Source organism: Romboutsia sp. Marseille-P6047 (assembly GCF_900604535.1).
Classification (GTDB): domain Bacteria; phylum Bacillota; class Clostridia; order Peptostreptococcales; family Peptostreptococcaceae; genus Romboutsia_E.
This window is the reverse complement of record NZ_UWOT01000001.1, coordinates 39,168-57,139: the sequence shown is the minus strand read 5'-3', so window position 1 is coordinate 57,139 and position 17,972 is coordinate 39,168. Positions and strand designations below refer to the sequence as shown.

13 protein-coding genes are annotated in these 17,972 nt (G+C 27.6%); 8 read left to right on the top strand and 5 right to left on the bottom strand.

From position 1 onward, the window contains the following. Nucleotides 1-29 precede the first annotated feature (29 nt). Together galT and EIH23_RS00255 are read left to right on the top strand one after the other, a co-directional pair. Nucleotides 30-1,589 carry a UDP-glucose--hexose-1-phosphate uridylyltransferase gene (galT, locus tag EIH23_RS00260; protein WP_122638203.1) on the top strand — a complete coding sequence of 520 codons (1,560 nt, stop codon included), beginning with the start codon at nt 30-32 and terminating at the stop codon, nt 1,587-1,589. Then, a complete protein-coding gene (locus tag EIH23_RS00255; protein WP_122638202.1) occupies nt 1,576-2,616 on the top strand; it encodes an aldose epimerase family protein in 1,041 nt (346 codons plus the stop codon). The genes galT and EIH23_RS00255 overlap by 14 nt, the downstream gene beginning before the upstream one ends. A 53-nt stretch (nt 2,617-2,669) precedes the next feature. Here the strand turns inward: EIH23_RS00255 and EIH23_RS00250 are convergent, their stop codons facing one another. After that, nucleotides 2,670-3,320: a TMEM164 family acyltransferase gene (locus EIH23_RS00250; protein ID WP_122638201.1), complete on the bottom strand. Its 651-nt coding sequence runs from the start codon at nt 3,318-3,320 to the stop codon at nt 2,670-2,672. 199 nt (nt 3,321-3,519) lie between these two features. Between EIH23_RS00250 and EIH23_RS00245 the strand changes: the two genes are divergently transcribed. Together EIH23_RS00245 and EIH23_RS00240 are read left to right on the top strand one after the other, a co-directional pair. Continuing rightward, nucleotides 3,520-4,476 carry a hypothetical protein gene (locus EIH23_RS00245; protein ID WP_122638200.1) on the top strand — a complete coding sequence of 319 codons (957 nt, stop codon included), beginning with the start codon at nt 3,520-3,522 and terminating at the stop codon, nt 4,474-4,476. Between the two features lie 35 nt (nt 4,477-4,511). Continuing rightward, nucleotides 4,512-5,795: an FAD-dependent oxidoreductase gene (locus tag EIH23_RS00240; protein ID WP_122638199.1), complete on the top strand. Its 1,284-nt coding sequence runs from the start codon at nt 4,512-4,514 to the stop codon at nt 5,793-5,795. Nucleotides 5,796-5,831: 36 nt separating this feature from the next. Here EIH23_RS00240 and EIH23_RS00235 read toward each other — a convergent pair whose 3' ends face one another. Further along, nucleotides 5,832-6,653: a nitroreductase family protein gene (locus EIH23_RS00235; RefSeq protein ID WP_122638198.1), complete on the bottom strand. Its 822-nt coding sequence runs from the start codon at nt 6,651-6,653 to the stop codon at nt 5,832-5,834. Between the two features lie 20 nt (nt 6,654-6,673). After that, entirely contained in the window at nt 6,674-7,489 is an 816-nt protein-coding gene (locus EIH23_RS00230) for a nitroreductase family protein (RefSeq protein WP_122638197.1), read from the bottom strand. Nucleotides 7,490-7,734: 245 nt separating this feature from the next. Between EIH23_RS00230 and EIH23_RS00225 the strand changes: the two genes are divergently transcribed. Next, nucleotides 7,735-8,610, top strand: coding sequence for a LysR family transcriptional regulator (locus tag EIH23_RS00225; RefSeq protein ID WP_122638196.1), 876 nt, complete (start codon nt 7,735-7,737; stop codon nt 8,608-8,610). Nucleotides 8,611-8,692: 82 nt separating this feature from the next. Here EIH23_RS00225 and EIH23_RS00220 read toward each other — a convergent pair whose 3' ends face one another. Further along, nucleotides 8,693-9,427: an NAD-dependent protein deacylase gene (locus EIH23_RS00220; protein ID WP_122638195.1), complete on the bottom strand. Its 735-nt coding sequence runs from the start codon at nt 9,425-9,427 to the stop codon at nt 8,693-8,695. 206 nt (nt 9,428-9,633) lie between these two features. Between EIH23_RS00220 and EIH23_RS00215 the strand changes: the two genes are divergently transcribed. Together EIH23_RS00215 and EIH23_RS00210 are read left to right on the top strand one after the other, a co-directional pair. Then, nucleotides 9,634-10,107 (top strand): hypothetical protein, encoded by a 474-nt coding sequence (locus EIH23_RS00215; protein WP_122638194.1) that lies wholly within the window; start codon nt 9,634-9,636, stop codon nt 10,105-10,107. 97 nt (nt 10,108-10,204) lie between these two features. Continuing rightward, nucleotides 10,205-12,592: an SH3 domain-containing protein gene (locus EIH23_RS00210; RefSeq protein ID WP_122638193.1), complete on the top strand. Its 2,388-nt coding sequence runs from the start codon at nt 10,205-10,207 to the stop codon at nt 12,590-12,592. A gap of 41 nt (nt 12,593-12,633) precedes the next feature. Here the strand turns inward: EIH23_RS00210 and EIH23_RS00205 are convergent, their stop codons facing one another. Beyond that, nucleotides 12,634-13,308, bottom strand: coding sequence for a hypothetical protein (locus tag EIH23_RS00205; RefSeq protein ID WP_122638192.1), 675 nt, complete (start codon nt 13,306-13,308; stop codon nt 12,634-12,636). A 222-nt stretch (nt 13,309-13,530) separates the two neighbouring features. On the opposite strand from EIH23_RS00205, the gene EIH23_RS00200 reads away from it, so the two are divergent. After that, nucleotides 13,531-17,826: a PolC-type DNA polymerase III gene (locus tag EIH23_RS00200; RefSeq protein ID WP_122638191.1), complete on the top strand. Its 4,296-nt coding sequence runs from the start codon at nt 13,531-13,533 to the stop codon at nt 17,824-17,826. The last annotated feature ends 146 nt before the right edge of the window (nt 17,827-17,972 follow it).

The following is a 17,972-nucleotide window of genomic DNA, read 5'->3' as shown; positions in this document are numbered from 1 at the left end:
TTGAAGTGTATTTTAAAGGGGGAAAGATTATGAATATTAATATATATATAGAATTTGAAAGGCTTGTTAATTATGGATTAAGACATAATTTATTTGAAGAAGAAGATAAGACTTATATAAGAAATTCTCTTATAGAACTTTTTAAATTAGATGAATATATATTTGAAGAAGTGGATGATGAGAATTTAGAAAATGTCACTCCTATACTTAATAATATATTGGATTATGCATTTGAAAATGGTATTTTAGAATCTAATTCATCTGTATATAGAGATTTATTAGACACTAAGATAATGAGTTTACTTATGCCTAGACCTTCTCAGGTTATAAAAGAATTTAAATGTAAATATAAAGACGACAAAAAAAGTGCAACTGATTATTTTTATAACTTAAGTAAAGCATGTGATTATGTTAGAACAGATAGAATTGCACAAAATATGACGTGGAAGACGTCTACAGAATATGGAGATATAGATATAACTATAAATTTATCTAAGCCAGAGAAAGATCCTAAGGCTATAGCAGCAGCTAAAAATATGAAAAGTGCATCTTATCCAAAGTGTTTATTATGTAAAGAAAATGTAGGTTATGCAGGAAGAGTTAATCATCCAGCTAGACAAAATCTAAGAATAATACCTTTTAATTTAAGTAACGAAGAATGGAATTTACAATACTCACCATACTCTTATTATAATGAGCACTGTATTGTATTTTCAAGCGAACATGAACCAATGTTTATAAGTAAAAAGACTTTTGATAGAAATCTAGAATTTGTTGAAAAATTCCCTCATTACTTTATAGGATCTAATGCAGATTTACCGATAGTTGGAGGATCTATACTTACTCACGATCACTATCAAGGCGGAAGATATGAGTTTGCTATGGCAAAAGCTAAGGACGTATTTACATTTGATATAAAGGGATATGAAAATATAAAAATATCTATGATAAAATGGCCTTTATCTGTTGTTAGAATAAGTGGAGATGATAGAAGGGAACTAAGTGAATTAGGAGAAAAAATCTTAAGTCATTGGAAGAATTATTCTGATAAAGAAGTAGATATACATGCTTATACGGATAAAACACCACATAATACTATAACTCCAATAGCTAGAAAAAGAGATAATAAATTCGAGTTAGATTTAGTATTGAGAAATAATAGAACTAGTGAAGAACATCCAGATGGAATATTCCATCCTCATAAAGAGCTTCACCATATAAAGAAAGAGAACATAGGACTAATAGAAGTTTTAGGACTTGCAGTATTACCAGCAAGATTAAAAGATGAATTAGCTAATATAAAAGAATGCTTACTAGATGATTCTAAGGCCAATATAGTTGAAGATGATGATAATTTAAGAATACATTTAGAGTGGTTTAATGAAATAAAGTCAAAATATAATGAAATAAATAAAGATAATATTGATTATATAATAGAAGATGAAGTTGGATTAGTATTTAGCAAAGTATTAGAACATTGTGGAGTTTTCAAATGGGATGATGATGGGAAAAAAGCAATGGAAAAATACATGAACGATTTAAAACTATATGTAGAAAGTTTAGTAGGTGAAATGTATGAAATGTGTTAAAACTTTACTAAAAACTGTAGATAATAAAGATATAATTGCATATAATGTAAAATTTCCAAGTGGATTTGAATTTGAAATATTAAATTTAGGTGGAATTATAACTAAAATAAAAACCCCAGATAAATATGGAAATATTGAAAATATAGTAGTTGGATATAAGAATATAGAAGATTATATTATAAATCCTTTTTATTATGGAGGAATTATAGGAAGAACATCTGGAAGGATTTGTGAAGGTAAAGTTATAATTGAAGGAAAAGAGTACCAATTAAATAAGAATTACACTATGCATCAGGGACATGGTGGAAATATAGGATTTAGTCATAAGATATGGAATGTAGATGTTATAGAAGATAATGACAATGTAACTTTAAGATTTATATCAAAGTCTTTAGATAGAGAAGAAAACTATCCTGGGAACTTAGATGTATGTGTTACTTTTAAAATATATGAAGATTACAAAATAGAGGAAATATATGAAGCTATAAGTGATAAAACAACTTTAATTAACATGACAAATCATAGTTATTTTAACTTAAGTGGAGATATAAAAAGAACTATTACACAATGCAATCTTAAGGTAGATAGTGATGAAATATTAGAATTAGATAATACTTGTGTTCCAACTGGTAAAAAATTAACTGTAGATAATACACCATTTGATTTTAGAAATTTAAAAAACATTGGAAAGGATATAGATAATGATCATGAACAAATAAAGATTGGTAATGGTTATGATCATGTATTTTTATTAAATGATGGAAAATCTATTTATATAGAAGAACCTATATCACAAAGAACAATGACTATAAATACAAATCAAGATTCTGTTGTTATATACACTATGAATTATGATGATGAACTAGTATCCTATACTGGAGAGAAAGCTAAGAGACGATATGGAATATGCTTTGAAACTCAAGCTCCACCAATAGGTAGAAATATGTGCTTTATAGAAGATTCTATAGTAAATAAAGATGAAAAATATATACAAAAAACTACATATACTTTTGATATAAAAAAATAATAAAAAAGAGCTATGGTATAAATAAATTATACCCTAGCTCTTTTTTATTATTTTTAGTTAAAACTAGATTCATCACTTTTAAAAAAGTAAAAAGGTATATAAATAAAAGTTGTAAGACCTACAAAGATAAAAATACTCAAAAGATTAGAACTAGAGAAGCTATATGTGTAGCTTGCACCAAGTACTTTATTTAAAAGATATATAAAAGAAAAATAAATTGTACAAGCAATTAAATTATCTTTAATAGCATGCTTATTAAGTTTGAATTTTCTAACCTGCACCATATATACATTAGAATATAGTAATAGCATATTTGCGAAAATATACACTAGATGAAGAAAGTTAGGAAAATCATAAGGTATATATTTAAAGAATATTAAATTTCCTATAGAGCAAACTAAACTCCAAGAAAAATATACATTAAATAATTGATACTGCTTAAAAAATAAAATTGCTATGCAAATATATTCACTAAACCTACAAATATCTATAGGTAGAGAATCTAATGAAGAATAATTATTCATAGAAATATTAAATGCTTGTTCAAATAAAATTTCTAAAAGTATTAGTGTACATATTACTTTTTCAACAATGTGAACATAAGGTAAAAGATTTTTAGTTAACTTTGGGCAAAAATATAAGAATAATGCAAATAACAAAAGCACAGTAAGATGATTTTTTGAGAAAATAAAATTATTAATCATACTAATATCTCCCATTAAAAAATTACATTTATTATATTAATAGTATTCTAAATTTATATGTAAAATCCCTATATACATATTATATTTTCTTATAAAAATAATAGAATATAAAATTTAATGTAAGTAACAAAAAATAGCTTATCTAATAAATTAATAATATACGAAAGTTAGATAAATCATTTATAAGGAAGTGGATAATTTGAATAAGGGGAAAAATAGGGCTTGTATTGATTGTGGCAGCCAATATTGTCCATGTCATCTAGCATACTCTGGTGACTGTATTAAATGTAGTTTGTTAAGAGGAGAAAAAACTTGTGACTGCTTATGGCAGGGTATTTGTGTGTATAATGAAGTACAACATAATAAAAAAGAATCGTTGATAAATGAGAGAAAAGAATATTTATGTGAGATAAATAATAAAGAAGAGCTAAAAGATGGAATTTATTTACTTAAAATTAATATACCTAAGAATTTAACTGAAGAACTAAGTAAGGTAGGAGCGTATATTTTATTAAAGGATAAAGGTAAAGAAAATTTAGCTTATAATACACCGATATCTGTAATGGATGTAGATAAAGAGAATAAATTACTTAAAGTTGTTATAAAAAAGGCAGGAATAAAAACGAAAGCTTTACTAGATTCTAAAGAAGTTATTGTTAAAGGACCTTATTTTAATGGTATTTTTGGAGTTGAGAAAATAAATAATATTAAATCCTCTAATTGCTTAGTCTTATTGAGTGGATTATCTCAAGTTAATTCTATTAATGTCATAAAAAAATTACTAAAGAATAAAAATACAGTAGAAGTATTTTATAATAAGAACTCAACTATATTAGATGTAGTTATAGAAACATTAAATAATATGGGTGTTAACATTCATATTATAGATATAGAAGAGGATAAGAATCTTATTCAAGACTATATAAAACGTAATAATGTAAGCCTTATTTATAGTGGTGGTAATAATAATTTTAATAAAAAAATAAAAGGCTTAGTTGATGATGTAAGTAAGGAAATTACGTTAGCTATATCAAACAATAATTTGATTTGTTGTGGAGAAGGAATTTGTGGTGCATGTACAATTAACTTAAATGGAGAGAAAATTAAAACTTGTAAAACACAAATTAATAGTAAAGACTTCTTTCAAATTATGTAGATTATAAGATGAAATTTTGATTAGGGGGAGATTAGATGGCTACAGTTGTTGTTATAGGCGGTGGCTGGTCTGGATGTGCAGCTGCAATAGGTGCAAGAAAAGCTGGTTGTGATGTTATCTTGCTAGAGAAGACAGATCTATTATTAGGGCTTGGTAATGTTGGTGGAATTATGAGAAATAATGGTCGATATACTGCAACAGAAGAATGTATAGCTTTGGGCGGAAGTGAATTATTTGAAATAACAGATAAATACACTAAACATAAAGGTATAGATTTCCCGGGACATGATCATGCAAGTATTTATAATGTAACTAAAATTGAAAAGCCTGTGAGGGATCTAGTAAGGAATATGGGAATAGACGTAAGATTTTTTAGCAGAGTTGTTGATGTAGAAGTAGATAATCCAATACTAAGAGCTATAGAGCTTGAAAGTGGAGAAAAGATTTATGGTGATGCGTTTATTGATACAACTGGTTCATCTGGACCTATGGGGAATTGCACTAAGTATGGAAATGGATGTGCAATGTGTATATTAAGATGTCCTTCATTTGGAGGAAGAGTTAGTGTAACGGCTAGATGTGGTATAGAAGATATGATAGGAAGAAGAAATAATGGAGACTATGGTGCTTTTAGTGGTTCTATGAAAATATTAAAAGAATCTCTAAGCGAAGAAATACAAAAAGAGTTAAATGAAAAAGGATGTGCTGTAGTTCCTTTACCACAGGAACTTAGAAATTCAGAAAAACTGGATATAAAAGTATGTCAGCAATATGCTCTTCCAGCATTTTCTGAAAATATAGTTCTTATAGACACTGGTCATGCCAAATTGATGTCACCTTTTTTTAACTTAGAAAAATTAAGAATGGTTCCTGGATTTGAAGGAGCTCTTATAGTAGATCCATATTCTGGAGGTAAAGGTAACTCTATTAGATATATGGCTGTATCACCTAGAGATAATTATATGAGGGCAAAAGGTATGAAAAATTTATTTGTGGCTGGAGAAAAGTCAGGATTTTATGTAGGCCATACAGAAGCCATATGTACAGGAAGTTTAGCAGGTCATAATGCTGCTAGATACTGCAATGGAATGTATTTACTTCAACTTCCTACAAACTTATTAATTGGGGATTTTATTGCATATTCTAATCAAGAAATGCACAAAGATGATGGTGATAAAAAGAGATTTACATTTGCAGGAAGTTTATATTTTAATAGAATGAAAGAACTTGGTTTTTATACAGTTGATGTTGATGAAATAAGAAAAAAAGTAAAAGAAGTTGGACTTGAAGATATATATAATAAAAAAATAATTAAATAAGCTAAAAGGTGTAGCTAAGTTGCTACACCTTTTATATTAAATCCAATTTATATTAGGTGATTTTCTTGGTACTGTTCTTTTATATTTAACATCAGGATATCCTATTACTAAGCAAGATATTATTTCATTACTATTTTGAACACCAATTAAATCTAAAATTTCTTTATTATCTTGAGCGGCAATTAATAAAAAGCCACTAAAAAAAGTTCCTAGACCTAAAGCATCAGTCATAAGCTCCATATTTGAAGATGCTAGACCACCATTAATAGGTGTTGGTGAAGTTACGAATATTGCAAGTGGAGCATTAAAAAATAATCTATCATTATTTTGAGGATCTTTTTTATATTGCTCATAACTATATAACCACATATTAGCATATCTTTTAAGATGTTCTGTTTCCGGTGTTAGATTAGATAGAATATATTCTCCTTTTTTCTTTAGGCTTTCATAGGCCAAATCTCTCAACTTATTAATGTTTTTAGTGACTACAGTATAAGATACATCCTGGCTATTTGTTGAAGTTTGAGTGTATCTTCCAGCATCAATAATCTTATTTATTTTATCTTTTTCTACTTCTTTACTCTTAAATCTTCTAATACTTCTTCTAAATTTTATGAAGTTTAAAAGATTTTCAGCATCTAATGAAAAAGTTTCTTTATTATATGGTATTACTTCGTTCATGTTATAATCATCAGTAGATACTGCTTCTACTGGACAGATGGCAATACAGTGACCGCATTTTATACATCCTTCATTATTGATGTTTGCCTTTTTTTCTTTTAATGAAATAACACAAGCAGGACAATCTTTAATACACTGCATACAAGCTATACATTTATTTTTATCTACTTTAAACATTTAATTATCTCCTTCTAAGTTTATTTAATCCAAGATATAACATAAGTTAATTTACTATCTATATTATTTTTATTAGAATCAATTGATATGAATTTACCACTTATATTTTTTTCAATAGTACTTAAGTGAAAATGACAAAGTGCAATTCCAATATCAATTCTAGTTAAGTTTTTGCTATTAGTTAAATAAAAATGTATATTATCGTTATCTTTTAATACTCTCCAAGGCTGTTTATTTAAAGCTGATGGTGCTAGTCTTAGCATTTTTAGAGGCTCAAAATATTCCTCTGAGTTACTTTCTTCAAGTGGAGTATAGAAGTTTTGATCAAAGAAAATTTCTGAAAAATTTTTACGTTTTTTACTATTATCGCCAAATAAGCTTGCTATAAATGATTTTCTACCACCCTCATAACCTACAGGAGAAATTATTGGAAGTATTTCTCCATTTTCTAAATTAATGGCTTTTGCAAATTCACCTTTGTTGAAAGTGCCACCAAGCCAAACTGTACCTAATCCTAGAGAGGTACAATATAATATAACTTTTTCTAAAGTATATCCAAGGGCCATTAAAGATAAATCATCATCATAACAAGCAGCTGCTAAAAAATAATTTGCACCTTTTATAACACCATAAGTACCAAGTTTTAGATCTTTATTAAAGCTATCTTTTTTTATTAGTTTTATTCTTATATCCTTATTAAAAGGATTATCTACAGTCCTAATATAATTTTCTATTTTTTCTATAATACTTTCAGATAGAGGTAAGTCTTGGTAGTTTCTAACTGAGTGTCTTAGATTTATTAATTCACTTATTGATTTACTATAGATATTTTTCATAATAGATTTACTCCTTAAATTTTATTTGACATTTATATTTATAAAATTTATACTTTTTTTTAACTAAATGAAAATCTAATATATAATAATGTGATTATAGCACTATATACTTAGATGTGTCTAATTCGAATTATTTATAAAACGATAACTAAAAGTTATAAAAAAATTCAAATAAGATATATATTATTAAGAAATCATATATAAATAATACTTAAACTATTAAGAGATAAAAATAAGGAGATTATATGAATTTACAACAATTAGAGTATTTTAAGGTAATATCTGAAACTAAAAATTTTACAGTAGCATCGAGCATATTATCTGTAAGTCAGCCGGCCTTAAGTAAATCAATATTAAAGTTAGAAGAAGAGTTAGAAGTATCTTTATTTGAAAGACAGGGGCGTAACATAAAAATTACTAAGTTTGGAGAAGTATTTCTGAAATATGTAAACTCGGCATTAAGGGAAATTGAACAAGGAAAAGAAATAATTAATGATATGAAAAGGTCAGATGAAAAAATAATATCTATTTCCTCAACTCATTGTATTGGAGCAACATTTATCCCATTATTAATAAGTGATTTTTTTAATAATAATTTTCAGATAAAATTTAATATTAATAATCAATCAACAGAAGATATTTTAAAAGATTTAAAAAGTGGGAAAATAGATTTTGGTTTTTTTGAAAGAATGTGTGATGCCCATCAATACCCCGAGATAGAAAGTATATTAGTAAGAAAGGAAGAGTATGTTTTAATAGTTCCTAAAAACCATCATTTAGCAAATAAAGAGGAAGTTTATTTAAAGGACTTAAAGGAAGAGTATTTTATAGTTTATAATAATAAATTACATGATGAAAAGGTATCATATTCTGACTTGATTGGATATACTCCTAAAATATCTGCAGAGCCTAGTGAAGGGATAGTACTTGCAAGTTTAGTAGCAGCTGGTGCAGGTATTGCAATAATTTTAAATACACCTATGATTAATACAAATAAAATATCAGTTATTAAGATTAAAGATGATATAGGATATAAGAGTATTTATATGGCATGGAATAAAGAAGTATATATTTCTAAAATTAAAAATGAATTTAAAAATTATGTATTAAATCTAAAATAACTACCATTGGTTAAATATTATATGAATAAAAAAGAGAGTTTAAAATGTTAGTTACTAATTAATTTAAGCTCTCTTTTTATATTTAAATTAAATTTATAACTTCATCTAGAACTTTTCCAATTGAATCATTTATAACTAAATTAGCTTTATAATCATAAGGAGTTTTACTTTTATTTATTAAAACAATATTTTTACCATTAAAGTAATTTATAAAGCTGGCAGCTGGATATACAACTAAAGACGTTCCTCCTATGATCAATAAATCAGAGTTACTTATTGCTGAAATAGTCTTAGATATAAGCTCATTATCTAAGCTTTCTTCATAAAGTACAACATCTGGTTTAATTATTCCCCCACAATTATTGCAATATGGTATGACTCCATCTAAAGATAGCATATCTTTAAGATTAAAAAACTTATTACAATTGGTGCAATAGTTTCTATGTATAGATCCATGAATTTCTAATACATTTTTACTTCCAGCCATTTGATGTAAACCATCAATATTTTGAGTTATAATAGCTTTCAACTTTCCTGTTTTTTCTAGATTACTTAAAGCAAAGTGAGCTTTATTTGGCTTAGCATTTATATATACAAGCTTATCTTTATAAAATTTATAAAAATCATAGGGATACTTAGTATAAAAGGTGTGAGATACAAGTTGTTCAGGAGTAAATTCTTTATTTAACTTCTCGCTGAATAAACCATTTGAACTTCTAAAGTCTGGGATATTTGATTCAGTAGATACACCTGCACCACCAAAGAAAACAATATTATTACTCATCTTTATCATATCTGATAATTTTTCTATACTCATATAAACATCTCCATATTAAATTAAATTTATTAGTATGATTTAGTTATATTTTGATTTTATGCTTTCATAAAATAATTATACTAAAAGAATATTTTAAAAAGTAGATAAATGTAATTAAATATTATAATTTTTTAATAAAAAAAGGTAAATGATGTTGAAAAGGTAAATATAGAATAAGAAAGTTATTTTAGAGGATGTGGTTATTTATGAATATTAGAGAAGGTGATTATCGTATGTTTGAGATATACGCAAGGGAATATAAAAAAAGAGTATCAGGTGAACTACCAGATAAATTAGATTATTTAAAAGTAAAAATGATGGAAATAAGTGATATACTAACTCCTTACGTAATAGAATTTTGTAAACTAGATATAGAATTTAAAGATAATGCCGATGAATTACCAGACCCTATTAAATACTTTATACAAAATGGTAAGATATTGAATCCTTATGAATACGTAACTAATACGAAGTGGGAAGGGTATTGGAAAAGATGTACAGGTAAAGATTTAGATTATTTTATATCATACTTAGAATATCCAATAATTTATCCGAATCATGAAAATTACTTATCTCATGGAAAAAATATAATAAGTATATTTAAATCTGAAACAGGATTTGAAAAAGTTCCTTATAGTATAACATGTGCTGAAAAATTAAATGAAAAATATTTTAAATAGAATAATTTGTCATCATTTACCAAAATGTATAATTATACTATAATAGTAAATATAATTAAACTTTAGAGTAATATATCTTAGAAAAGAGGGAGCAGGTTTGAGAAAAAGAATTGCTTTAGCAACTTTAGCGATGGTACCATTTTCTGTTTCTCATGCAAATGAAGCAGAGTTAGTAGGAATTGTTACAGCAGAGACTTTAAATGTTAGAAGTGGACAAGGATCTAACGATGAAGTTTTATTTACAGTAAAGAAAGGTGATAAAGTAACTATTATTGAAACATGTAATGGATGGCATAAAATCCAAAATGATGAAGGTAAAGAAGGATGGGTTTCATCGTCATATATAAGCCTATCAGAAGGAATATATGAGGAAAGTACATCTAGATCTTCTACTATTCAAAAAGAAGTTAATACCAACGGATTGAATATGAGAAGTGGACCATCAACAAGTTACAGATCAATTACCAAGATTAATAAAGGTACAAAGGTAGAAGTAATATCAGAGAGTAATGGATGGAGCAAAATAAAATATGATGGAAGAATAGGATATGTATATAGCACTTATTTAAGTGATATAGAACCATCATATACTAATACTACTACTAAAACAGTAAATACAGATTCATTAAATGTAAGAAGTGGACCATCAACTTCATATTCAATTGTTGGAAAAATTAATAAAGGTACAAAAGTAGAGGTAATATCAGAGAGTAATGGATGGTCAAAGATCGTATATAATGGAAAAGAATGCTATGTATCTAGCAGATATTTAGATGAGGAGTCTTATAATTCAGGAAATACAGATAATGAAATAATTACAACAAAAATAGTAAATACAGATTCATTAAATGTAAGAAGTGGACCATCAACTTCATATTCAAAGTTAGGAACACTATCAAAGGGAAGTAAGGTAGAAGTAATATCAGAAAGTAATGGATGGTCAAAGATCGTATATAATGGAAAAGAAGCGTATGTATCAAGTACTTACTTAAGTGATAATACATCAAATGATAACAATACAGGAAATGATACGAATACATCAGTAGAAATAAAAATAGTAAATACAGATTCACTAAATGTAAGAAGTGGACCATCAACTTCATATTCAAAGCTAGGAACATTATCAAAAGGAAGTAAGGTAGAAGTAATATCAGAAAGTAATGGATGGTCAAAGATCGTATATAATGGAAAAGAAGCGTATGTATCAAGTACTTACTTAAGTGATAATACATCAAATGATAACAATACAGGAAATGATACGAATACATCAGTAGAAATAAAAATAGTAAATACAGATTCACTAAATGTAAGAAGTGGACCATCAACTTCATATTCAAAGCTAGGAACATTATCAAAAGGAAGTAAGGTAGAAGTAATATCAGAAAGTAATGGATGGTCAAAGATCGTATATAATGGAAAAGAAGCGTATGTATCAAGTACTTACTTAAGTGATAATACATCAAATGATAACAATACAGGAAATGATACAAATACATCAGTAGGAGTAAAAATAGTAAATACAGATTCACTAAATGTAAGAAGTGGACCATCAACTTCATATTCAAAGCTAGGAACATTATCAAAAGGAAGTAAGGTAGAAGTAATATCAGACAGTAATGGATGGTCAAAAATAACTTATAATGGAAAAGAAGCATACGTATCAAGTATGTACTTAAGTGATGCAAGTAATGATTCATCAGATAGTTCTTCAAGTTCAAATGGAATTATATCAGGAGTAGGAACATTTACTAATTTACAATTAAATTATACATTTGAGCAGCACTTAGCAAAACAAGTAGAAGTTGCTAATTCAGGATATAATAAAGCTCCAAATGGTACTAAAGCAACAAGAAGTCAAATAGAAGAAAAATTAAATCCTAGTAAAATACTATCATCAAGTTCTTATGGTAAGTTACAATTTTTAAGAATTGATAGATATACAGAAGGTATTACAGCTAGTGAATTAAATCAATTTTTAAATAGTAATGTATCATCAACTAATGTTTTTTATAATAAAGGACAACAGTTTATAGATGCAGCTAAAAAGTATAATATAGATGTAATGTATTTTGTTGCTCACTCAATGTGGGAAACTAACTATGGAAAATCTACACTGGCAAAAGGTCAAATATTAACTTCTTATAAAGGTCAACCGTTGAGCTCTCCAGTTACAGTATATAATTTCTTCGGAATAGGTGCATTTGATGGAAGTGCAAACTTATCAGGAGCAGAAACTGCTTATTTAAACGGATGGACAACTGTAGATGCTACAATAGATGGTTCGGCTAAATGGGTTGCTGCTAATTACATACATAGGTCTGCATATAATCAAAATACTGTATATAAAATGAAATGGAATAATGGAACACATCAATATGCAACAGATATAAATTGGTGTAATGGAATTGCAGGAATTATGAATAAATTAATTGGTTATTATGATGACCAAAGTAAGCTATTATACGAAAATTTATTATATAAATAAAAGGTAAAGGGGTATCTTCTTAGTAAGATACTCCTTTAATATTATGCAAAATATCTTCTATATTTGAAGAAAACGTCTATATTATGCTCTTTAACGATATTTTTTAAATTTCCATAATTATAAGTAGCTAAAGCATATTCTCTTATATTATTAAAAATAACTTCTTCTTTTGGGCTATTAAATTCAATAATAGTTTTTCCTATATCCCAAGCTCTAGACTCTCTATTTATTAGGTTCTTTTTTAAATCAATAACATACATTTCTAAATCTGATGGTAAATTATCTTTATAGAAATCTGCATCCGTAATATCTATATCATACTCAATTAATTTATCAACTATATTAGATAATATATCAGCATATTCAGATTTGGCAAGAGATATATCAGGATCTAGTATATGACCGACTTCATGTGAAATTATACACTTAGCAATTATGCTTATATTAAATGGTGTAATTGCTATATTTTTATTGTTTGAAGATTTTATAAATGAAAAAAAGTTAAAACAAAAAGATAAGAATCCTTGTCTAGATGCTAATACAAGTCTAAGTTTAGGCAAAGCACATATAGGTATGTTTCCAGATCGTGAATAGTAAAGATGAACTTTTTTATTTATATTAAGTTGCTTTATAGTTTTTTTAAATAACTTTTTTTCGCCTAGTTCTGAATAGCAGAGTATAATTTTTCTGAAATCAAGAATATCCGAAGCATTCATTTAAACACCGCCTTAATATAAAAGTCTATTTTACTCTCTAATACATAATATTAAAAAATATATATTTGTAGCTAATCCAAATTACTTTTAATATTAAAAATTTAAATTGTTCTAAATGTGTAATTTTAAGCATAAAGGGTATGATTAGAAAATAGATATTTAACTATATTTAATATATTACTTTACCTATGATATAATATTAATTCAAGAAAGGAGAGAGCTATGGACTTAGTAAAAGATTATTTAGAGAAATTAGAAATTAATAACACGATTTTGGCAAAACAAATGAAAGATGTTTATATACAAAAAGTTGTTTATTTTAAAGAAGATAAAATAGTGTATTTTTACTTAACATCAAAAGACATAGTATCTTATGAATTAATAGATAAGTTTAGAGAAGAATTAAAAGATAGCTTAGATTATTTTAAAGATATAAGAATAAAAATTAGATACACTGGTTTAGATAGAAAAAGTAATAAGGATATTATAAAAAGATACTGGAATAACATATTATTCATATTGAAAAGCCTTTGTCCAGCTATAGAGGGATGGTATAAGAAAGTAGAATATATGTGCTTAGATGATGTATTAAAAATAAAACTACCTAAAGATTTATTTTATGAAAAATTAATGAGAAAAAATATAATTCATGTACTAAACACAGTGTTAAGTGAAGAATTAGGAATTCATTTAAACATAGTTTTAGAAAGAGCTATAGACGAACGTGTTAGTGTACAAAAAATAATAGAGAGAACAGATAGAGAGATTGAAGAGAAAATAAGAAGTTTAGATTTTAATAGAAAAGAAGAGATAGAAGTAGAGGAAGAGGAGTATGTTATAAAACCTGAGGTTGATGAGCATTTAATTTACGGTGAAAATGTGAATGTAATAGTTGAGAATATTTCTAAATTAAATGTAAATTCAGGTACAACAGGTATCGTAGGTGAAGTTTTTGATATAGAAACAAAAGAACTTAGAAATGGTAAAATATTATTAATATTAGCAGTAACAGACTATACAAGTTCTATAAGTTGTAAGCTTTTCCTAAATGACATAAATAAAGATAATGTACTTAACCAAATAAAAAAAGGATCATACTTAAAAATTAAAGGGGATATAATTTATGATACTTACCAAAGAGAAATAAGTATGACAATAAGTGGTATAAGAAAAGAAGTAAAAGAGGAAAGACAAGATTTAAGTGAAAATAAAAGAGTAGAACTACATGCTCATACTCAGATGTCTTCTATGGATGCTGTTTGTAATGTTAAAAAATTAGTAGAAAGAGCAGCAAAGTGGGGGCATAAAGCTATAGCTATAACAGATCATGGTATAGTTCAAGCATTTCCAGATGCTATGAGTGCTGCTAAGTCTAACGGAATAAAGGTTCTGTATGGTGTAGAAGGATATCTAGTAGAAGATGACGCACTAATAATAGAAGAACCTAATGAAAAGCCACTATCTCAAAGTTTTGTAGTATTTGATATAGAAACTACGGGGTTTTCTAATGTTAATGATAAAATAACTGAAATCGGTGCAGTTAAGATAGAAAATTTCAAAGTGGTAGATAGATTTAGTGAACTTATAAATCCACAAAAAGATATATCTTATAAAATACAAGAGTTAACAGGTATAACTAATGACTTAGTTAGAGATAAGCCTACTATAGAAGAAATACTACCTAAATTTATGGAGTTTATAGGTGATAGTGTACTTGTAGCTCATAATGCGGAGTTTGATACTGGCTTTATATCACAAAAGTGTAGAGAGCAAGGAGTAGAATATAATAGTAAAAGTATAGATACTTTGATGCTTTCAAGAATTTTATTACCACATTTAAAAAGATTTAGACTAAATATAATAGCTAAAGAACTTGGAATACCATTACTTAATCATCATAGAGCTGTAGACGATGCGGAAGCTACTGCTCATATATTTTTAAAGTTTTTAGAAATGCTTGAGAAAAAGGGAGCAAAAACTTTAAAAGATGTAAATAGTGTATTAGGAAAAATAGATTATACAAAATTAACTACAAATCATATAACATTAATTGCTCAAAATTATACTGGGCTTAAAAACTTGTATAAAATCGTTTCAGATGCTCACGTAAATCATTTCTACAGAGCACCTAGAATACTTAGAAGTGTTTTAAATGAGCATAGAGAAGGTATAATAGTAGGTTCTGCATGTGAAGCAGGTGTTATTTATCAAGCAGTTAAGAAGAATATATCTGATGAAGAATTAGAAAAAATTATAGATATGTATGATTATATAGAAATAATGCCTATAGATAATAATAAGTTTATGATTGATAAAGGGGAAGTTAATGATAAAGAGGAACTTAGAGATATAAATAGGAGATTAGTTGAAGTTTCTAAAAAATTTGGTAAAATTCCTGTAGCAACTGGAGATGTCCACTTCTTGGATAAGCATGAGGCCATACTTAGAAGAGTTTTAAAGTATTCTCAAGGATTTAAACTTGATGATGAAGAAACTTATTTACATTTTAGAACTACGGATGAGATGTTAGAAGAATTTAGCTATTTAGGAGAAGAATTAGCTTATGAAGTGGTTGTTGAGAATACAAATAAAATAGCAGATATGGTAGAAAGTATAAAACCAATACCAGATGATACTTATCCTCCAGTAATAGAAGGTTCAGATACAGAATTAAGAGAGATGTGCTATGAAAAGGCTGAAAGAATTTATGGAAAGCCAATACCTGAAGTCGTTATAAATAGACTAGATAGAGAGCTAAATTCTATAATAAGCAATGGATATGCAGTTATGTATATTATAGCTCAAAAGCTAGTTACAAAATCTCTTAGCGATGGATACCTGGTTGGATCAAGAGGGTCAGTTGGATCATCTTTTGCAGCGACAATGAGTGATATAACAGAGGTTAATCCTTTACCAGCTCATTATATTTGCGATGACCCAGAATGCAAATACTCTTACTTTTTTGAAATAGGTGAATATGGTTCTGGAGTAGACTTACCAGATAAAGATTGTCCAAGATGTGGTAAACCACTTAGAAAGGATGGTCACGATATACCTTTTGAAGTTTTCCTTGGATTTGAAGGAGATAAAGAACCTGATATAGACCTTAACTTCTCAGGTGATTACCAACCAGTAATACACAAATATACAGAAGAGTTATTTGGTGAGGGATATGTTTATAGAGCAGGAACTATAGGTACGGTTGCTGAAAAAACTGCTTTTGGTTATGCAAGGAAATATATTGAAGAAAATAATATAAATGTTCCAACAGCAGAAGCATTAAGACTTGCAAATGGATGTACTGGGGTTAAAAGAACATCAGGACAGCATCCAGGTGGTGTTATGGTTATACCTCACTACAAGGATGTGTATGATTTTACTCCTATACAATATCCTGCAAATGATACAAGTTGTGGAGTTATAACAACCCATTTCGATTATCACTCTATAAGTGGTAGAATATTGAAACTTGATATACTTGGACACGATGCTCCAACAATGATAAGAATGTTAGAAGACTTAACTGGAATAGTTGCAACAGAAATTCCTCTAGATGATCCAGAGACAATGTCTTTATTTACATCAACAAAAGCATTAGGAGTAACTCCTGAGGAAATAAACTGTCCAATTGGATCACTTGCAATACCTGAGTTTGGTACAAAATTTGTTAGACAGATGCTTCTTGACACAAAGCCAACAACATTTGCGGCTCTTGTACGTATATCTGGACTTTCTCATGGTACGGATGTTTGGCTAAATAATGCCCAAGACTTAGTAAGGGATGAAATTGTTGGGATAGACGAAGTTATATCAACTCGTGATGATATAATGAACTACTTAATATTTAAAGGGTTAAAGCCAAAGTCAGCCTTTACTATAATGGAAAATGTAAGAAAAGGTAAGGGACTAAAACCTGAACATATTGAAGAAATGAAGGCAAATAATGTTCCAGATTGGTATATAGGATCATGTCAAAAAATAAAGTACATGTTCCCAAAAGCCCATGCAGTAGCTTACGTTATGATGTCTTTTAGGCTTGCGTATTGTAAGGTACATTATCCAGAAGCATTTTATGCTACTTATTTTTCTACGAAAGCAGAAGACTTTGATGCAGACTTGATTGTAAAGGGAATTGATGCTATAAGAGAAAGGATAAAAGAAATTGAAGAATTAGGGAATGATGCTTCAACAAAGGAAAAAAACATGCTTATAGTTTTAGAAGTTGCATATGAAATGTATGCAAGAGGTATAAAAATAGTTCCAGTAGATATTTATAAATCGGATGCTAAACTCTTCCAAGTTCCTGGCAAAGGATTATTACTACCACCAATGATAGCTTTACAAGGTGTTGGAGAAAATGCAGCAATTCATATACAACAGGAAAGAGAAAATGGTGAATTTATATCAAAAGAAGATTTAAGAAAAAGAACTAAGATATCTAAAACTGTTATAGAAACTCTTACAAATCATGGTTCATTAGAAAATATGAGTGATGAAAATCAATTATCATTATTTTAATAGATTATATATGCTAAATAAAAATTTGCAAATAAAACTATTCTATGATATAGTAGTATATAAAATAGTATATTTAGCAAAAACTAAGAGTGAGACAGTAGTGCTCACTCTTTTGTTTTAAATACTATAACTTACAACTGAATAGG

Excerpts from the sequence above, each read along its gene's own strand:
- galT (WP_122638203.1), top strand. The coding sequence starts at position 30 with ATGAATATTAATATATATATAGAATTTGAAAGGCTTGTTAATTATGGA.
- EIH23_RS00255 (WP_122638202.1), top strand. The coding sequence starts at position 1,576 with ATGAAATGTGTTAAAACTTTACTAAAAACTGTAGATAATAAAGATATA.
- EIH23_RS00250 (WP_122638201.1), bottom strand. The coding sequence starts at position 3,320 with ATGATTAATAATTTTATTTTCTCAAAAAATCATCTTACTGTGCTTTTG.
- EIH23_RS00240 (WP_122638199.1), top strand. The coding sequence starts at position 4,512 with ATGGCTACAGTTGTTGTTATAGGCGGTGGCTGGTCTGGATGTGCAGCT.
- EIH23_RS00235 (WP_122638198.1), bottom strand. The coding sequence starts at position 6,653 with ATGTTTAAAGTAGATAAAAATAAATGTATAGCTTGTATGCAGTGTATT.
- EIH23_RS00230 (WP_122638197.1), bottom strand. The coding sequence starts at position 7,489 with ATGAAAAATATCTATAGTAAATCAATAAGTGAATTAATAAATCTAAGA.
- EIH23_RS00225 (WP_122638196.1), top strand. The coding sequence starts at position 7,735 with ATGAATTTACAACAATTAGAGTATTTTAAGGTAATATCTGAAACTAAA.
- EIH23_RS00220 (WP_122638195.1), bottom strand. The coding sequence starts at position 9,427 with ATGAGTATAGAAAAATTATCAGATATGATAAAGATGAGTAATAATATT.
- EIH23_RS00215 (WP_122638194.1), top strand. The coding sequence starts at position 9,634 with ATGAATATTAGAGAAGGTGATTATCGTATGTTTGAGATATACGCAAGG.
- EIH23_RS00205 (WP_122638192.1), bottom strand. The coding sequence starts at position 13,308 with ATGAATGCTTCGGATATTCTTGATTTCAGAAAAATTATACTCTGCTAT.
- EIH23_RS00200 (WP_122638191.1), top strand. The coding sequence starts at position 13,531 with ATGGACTTAGTAAAAGATTATTTAGAGAAATTAGAAATTAATAACACG.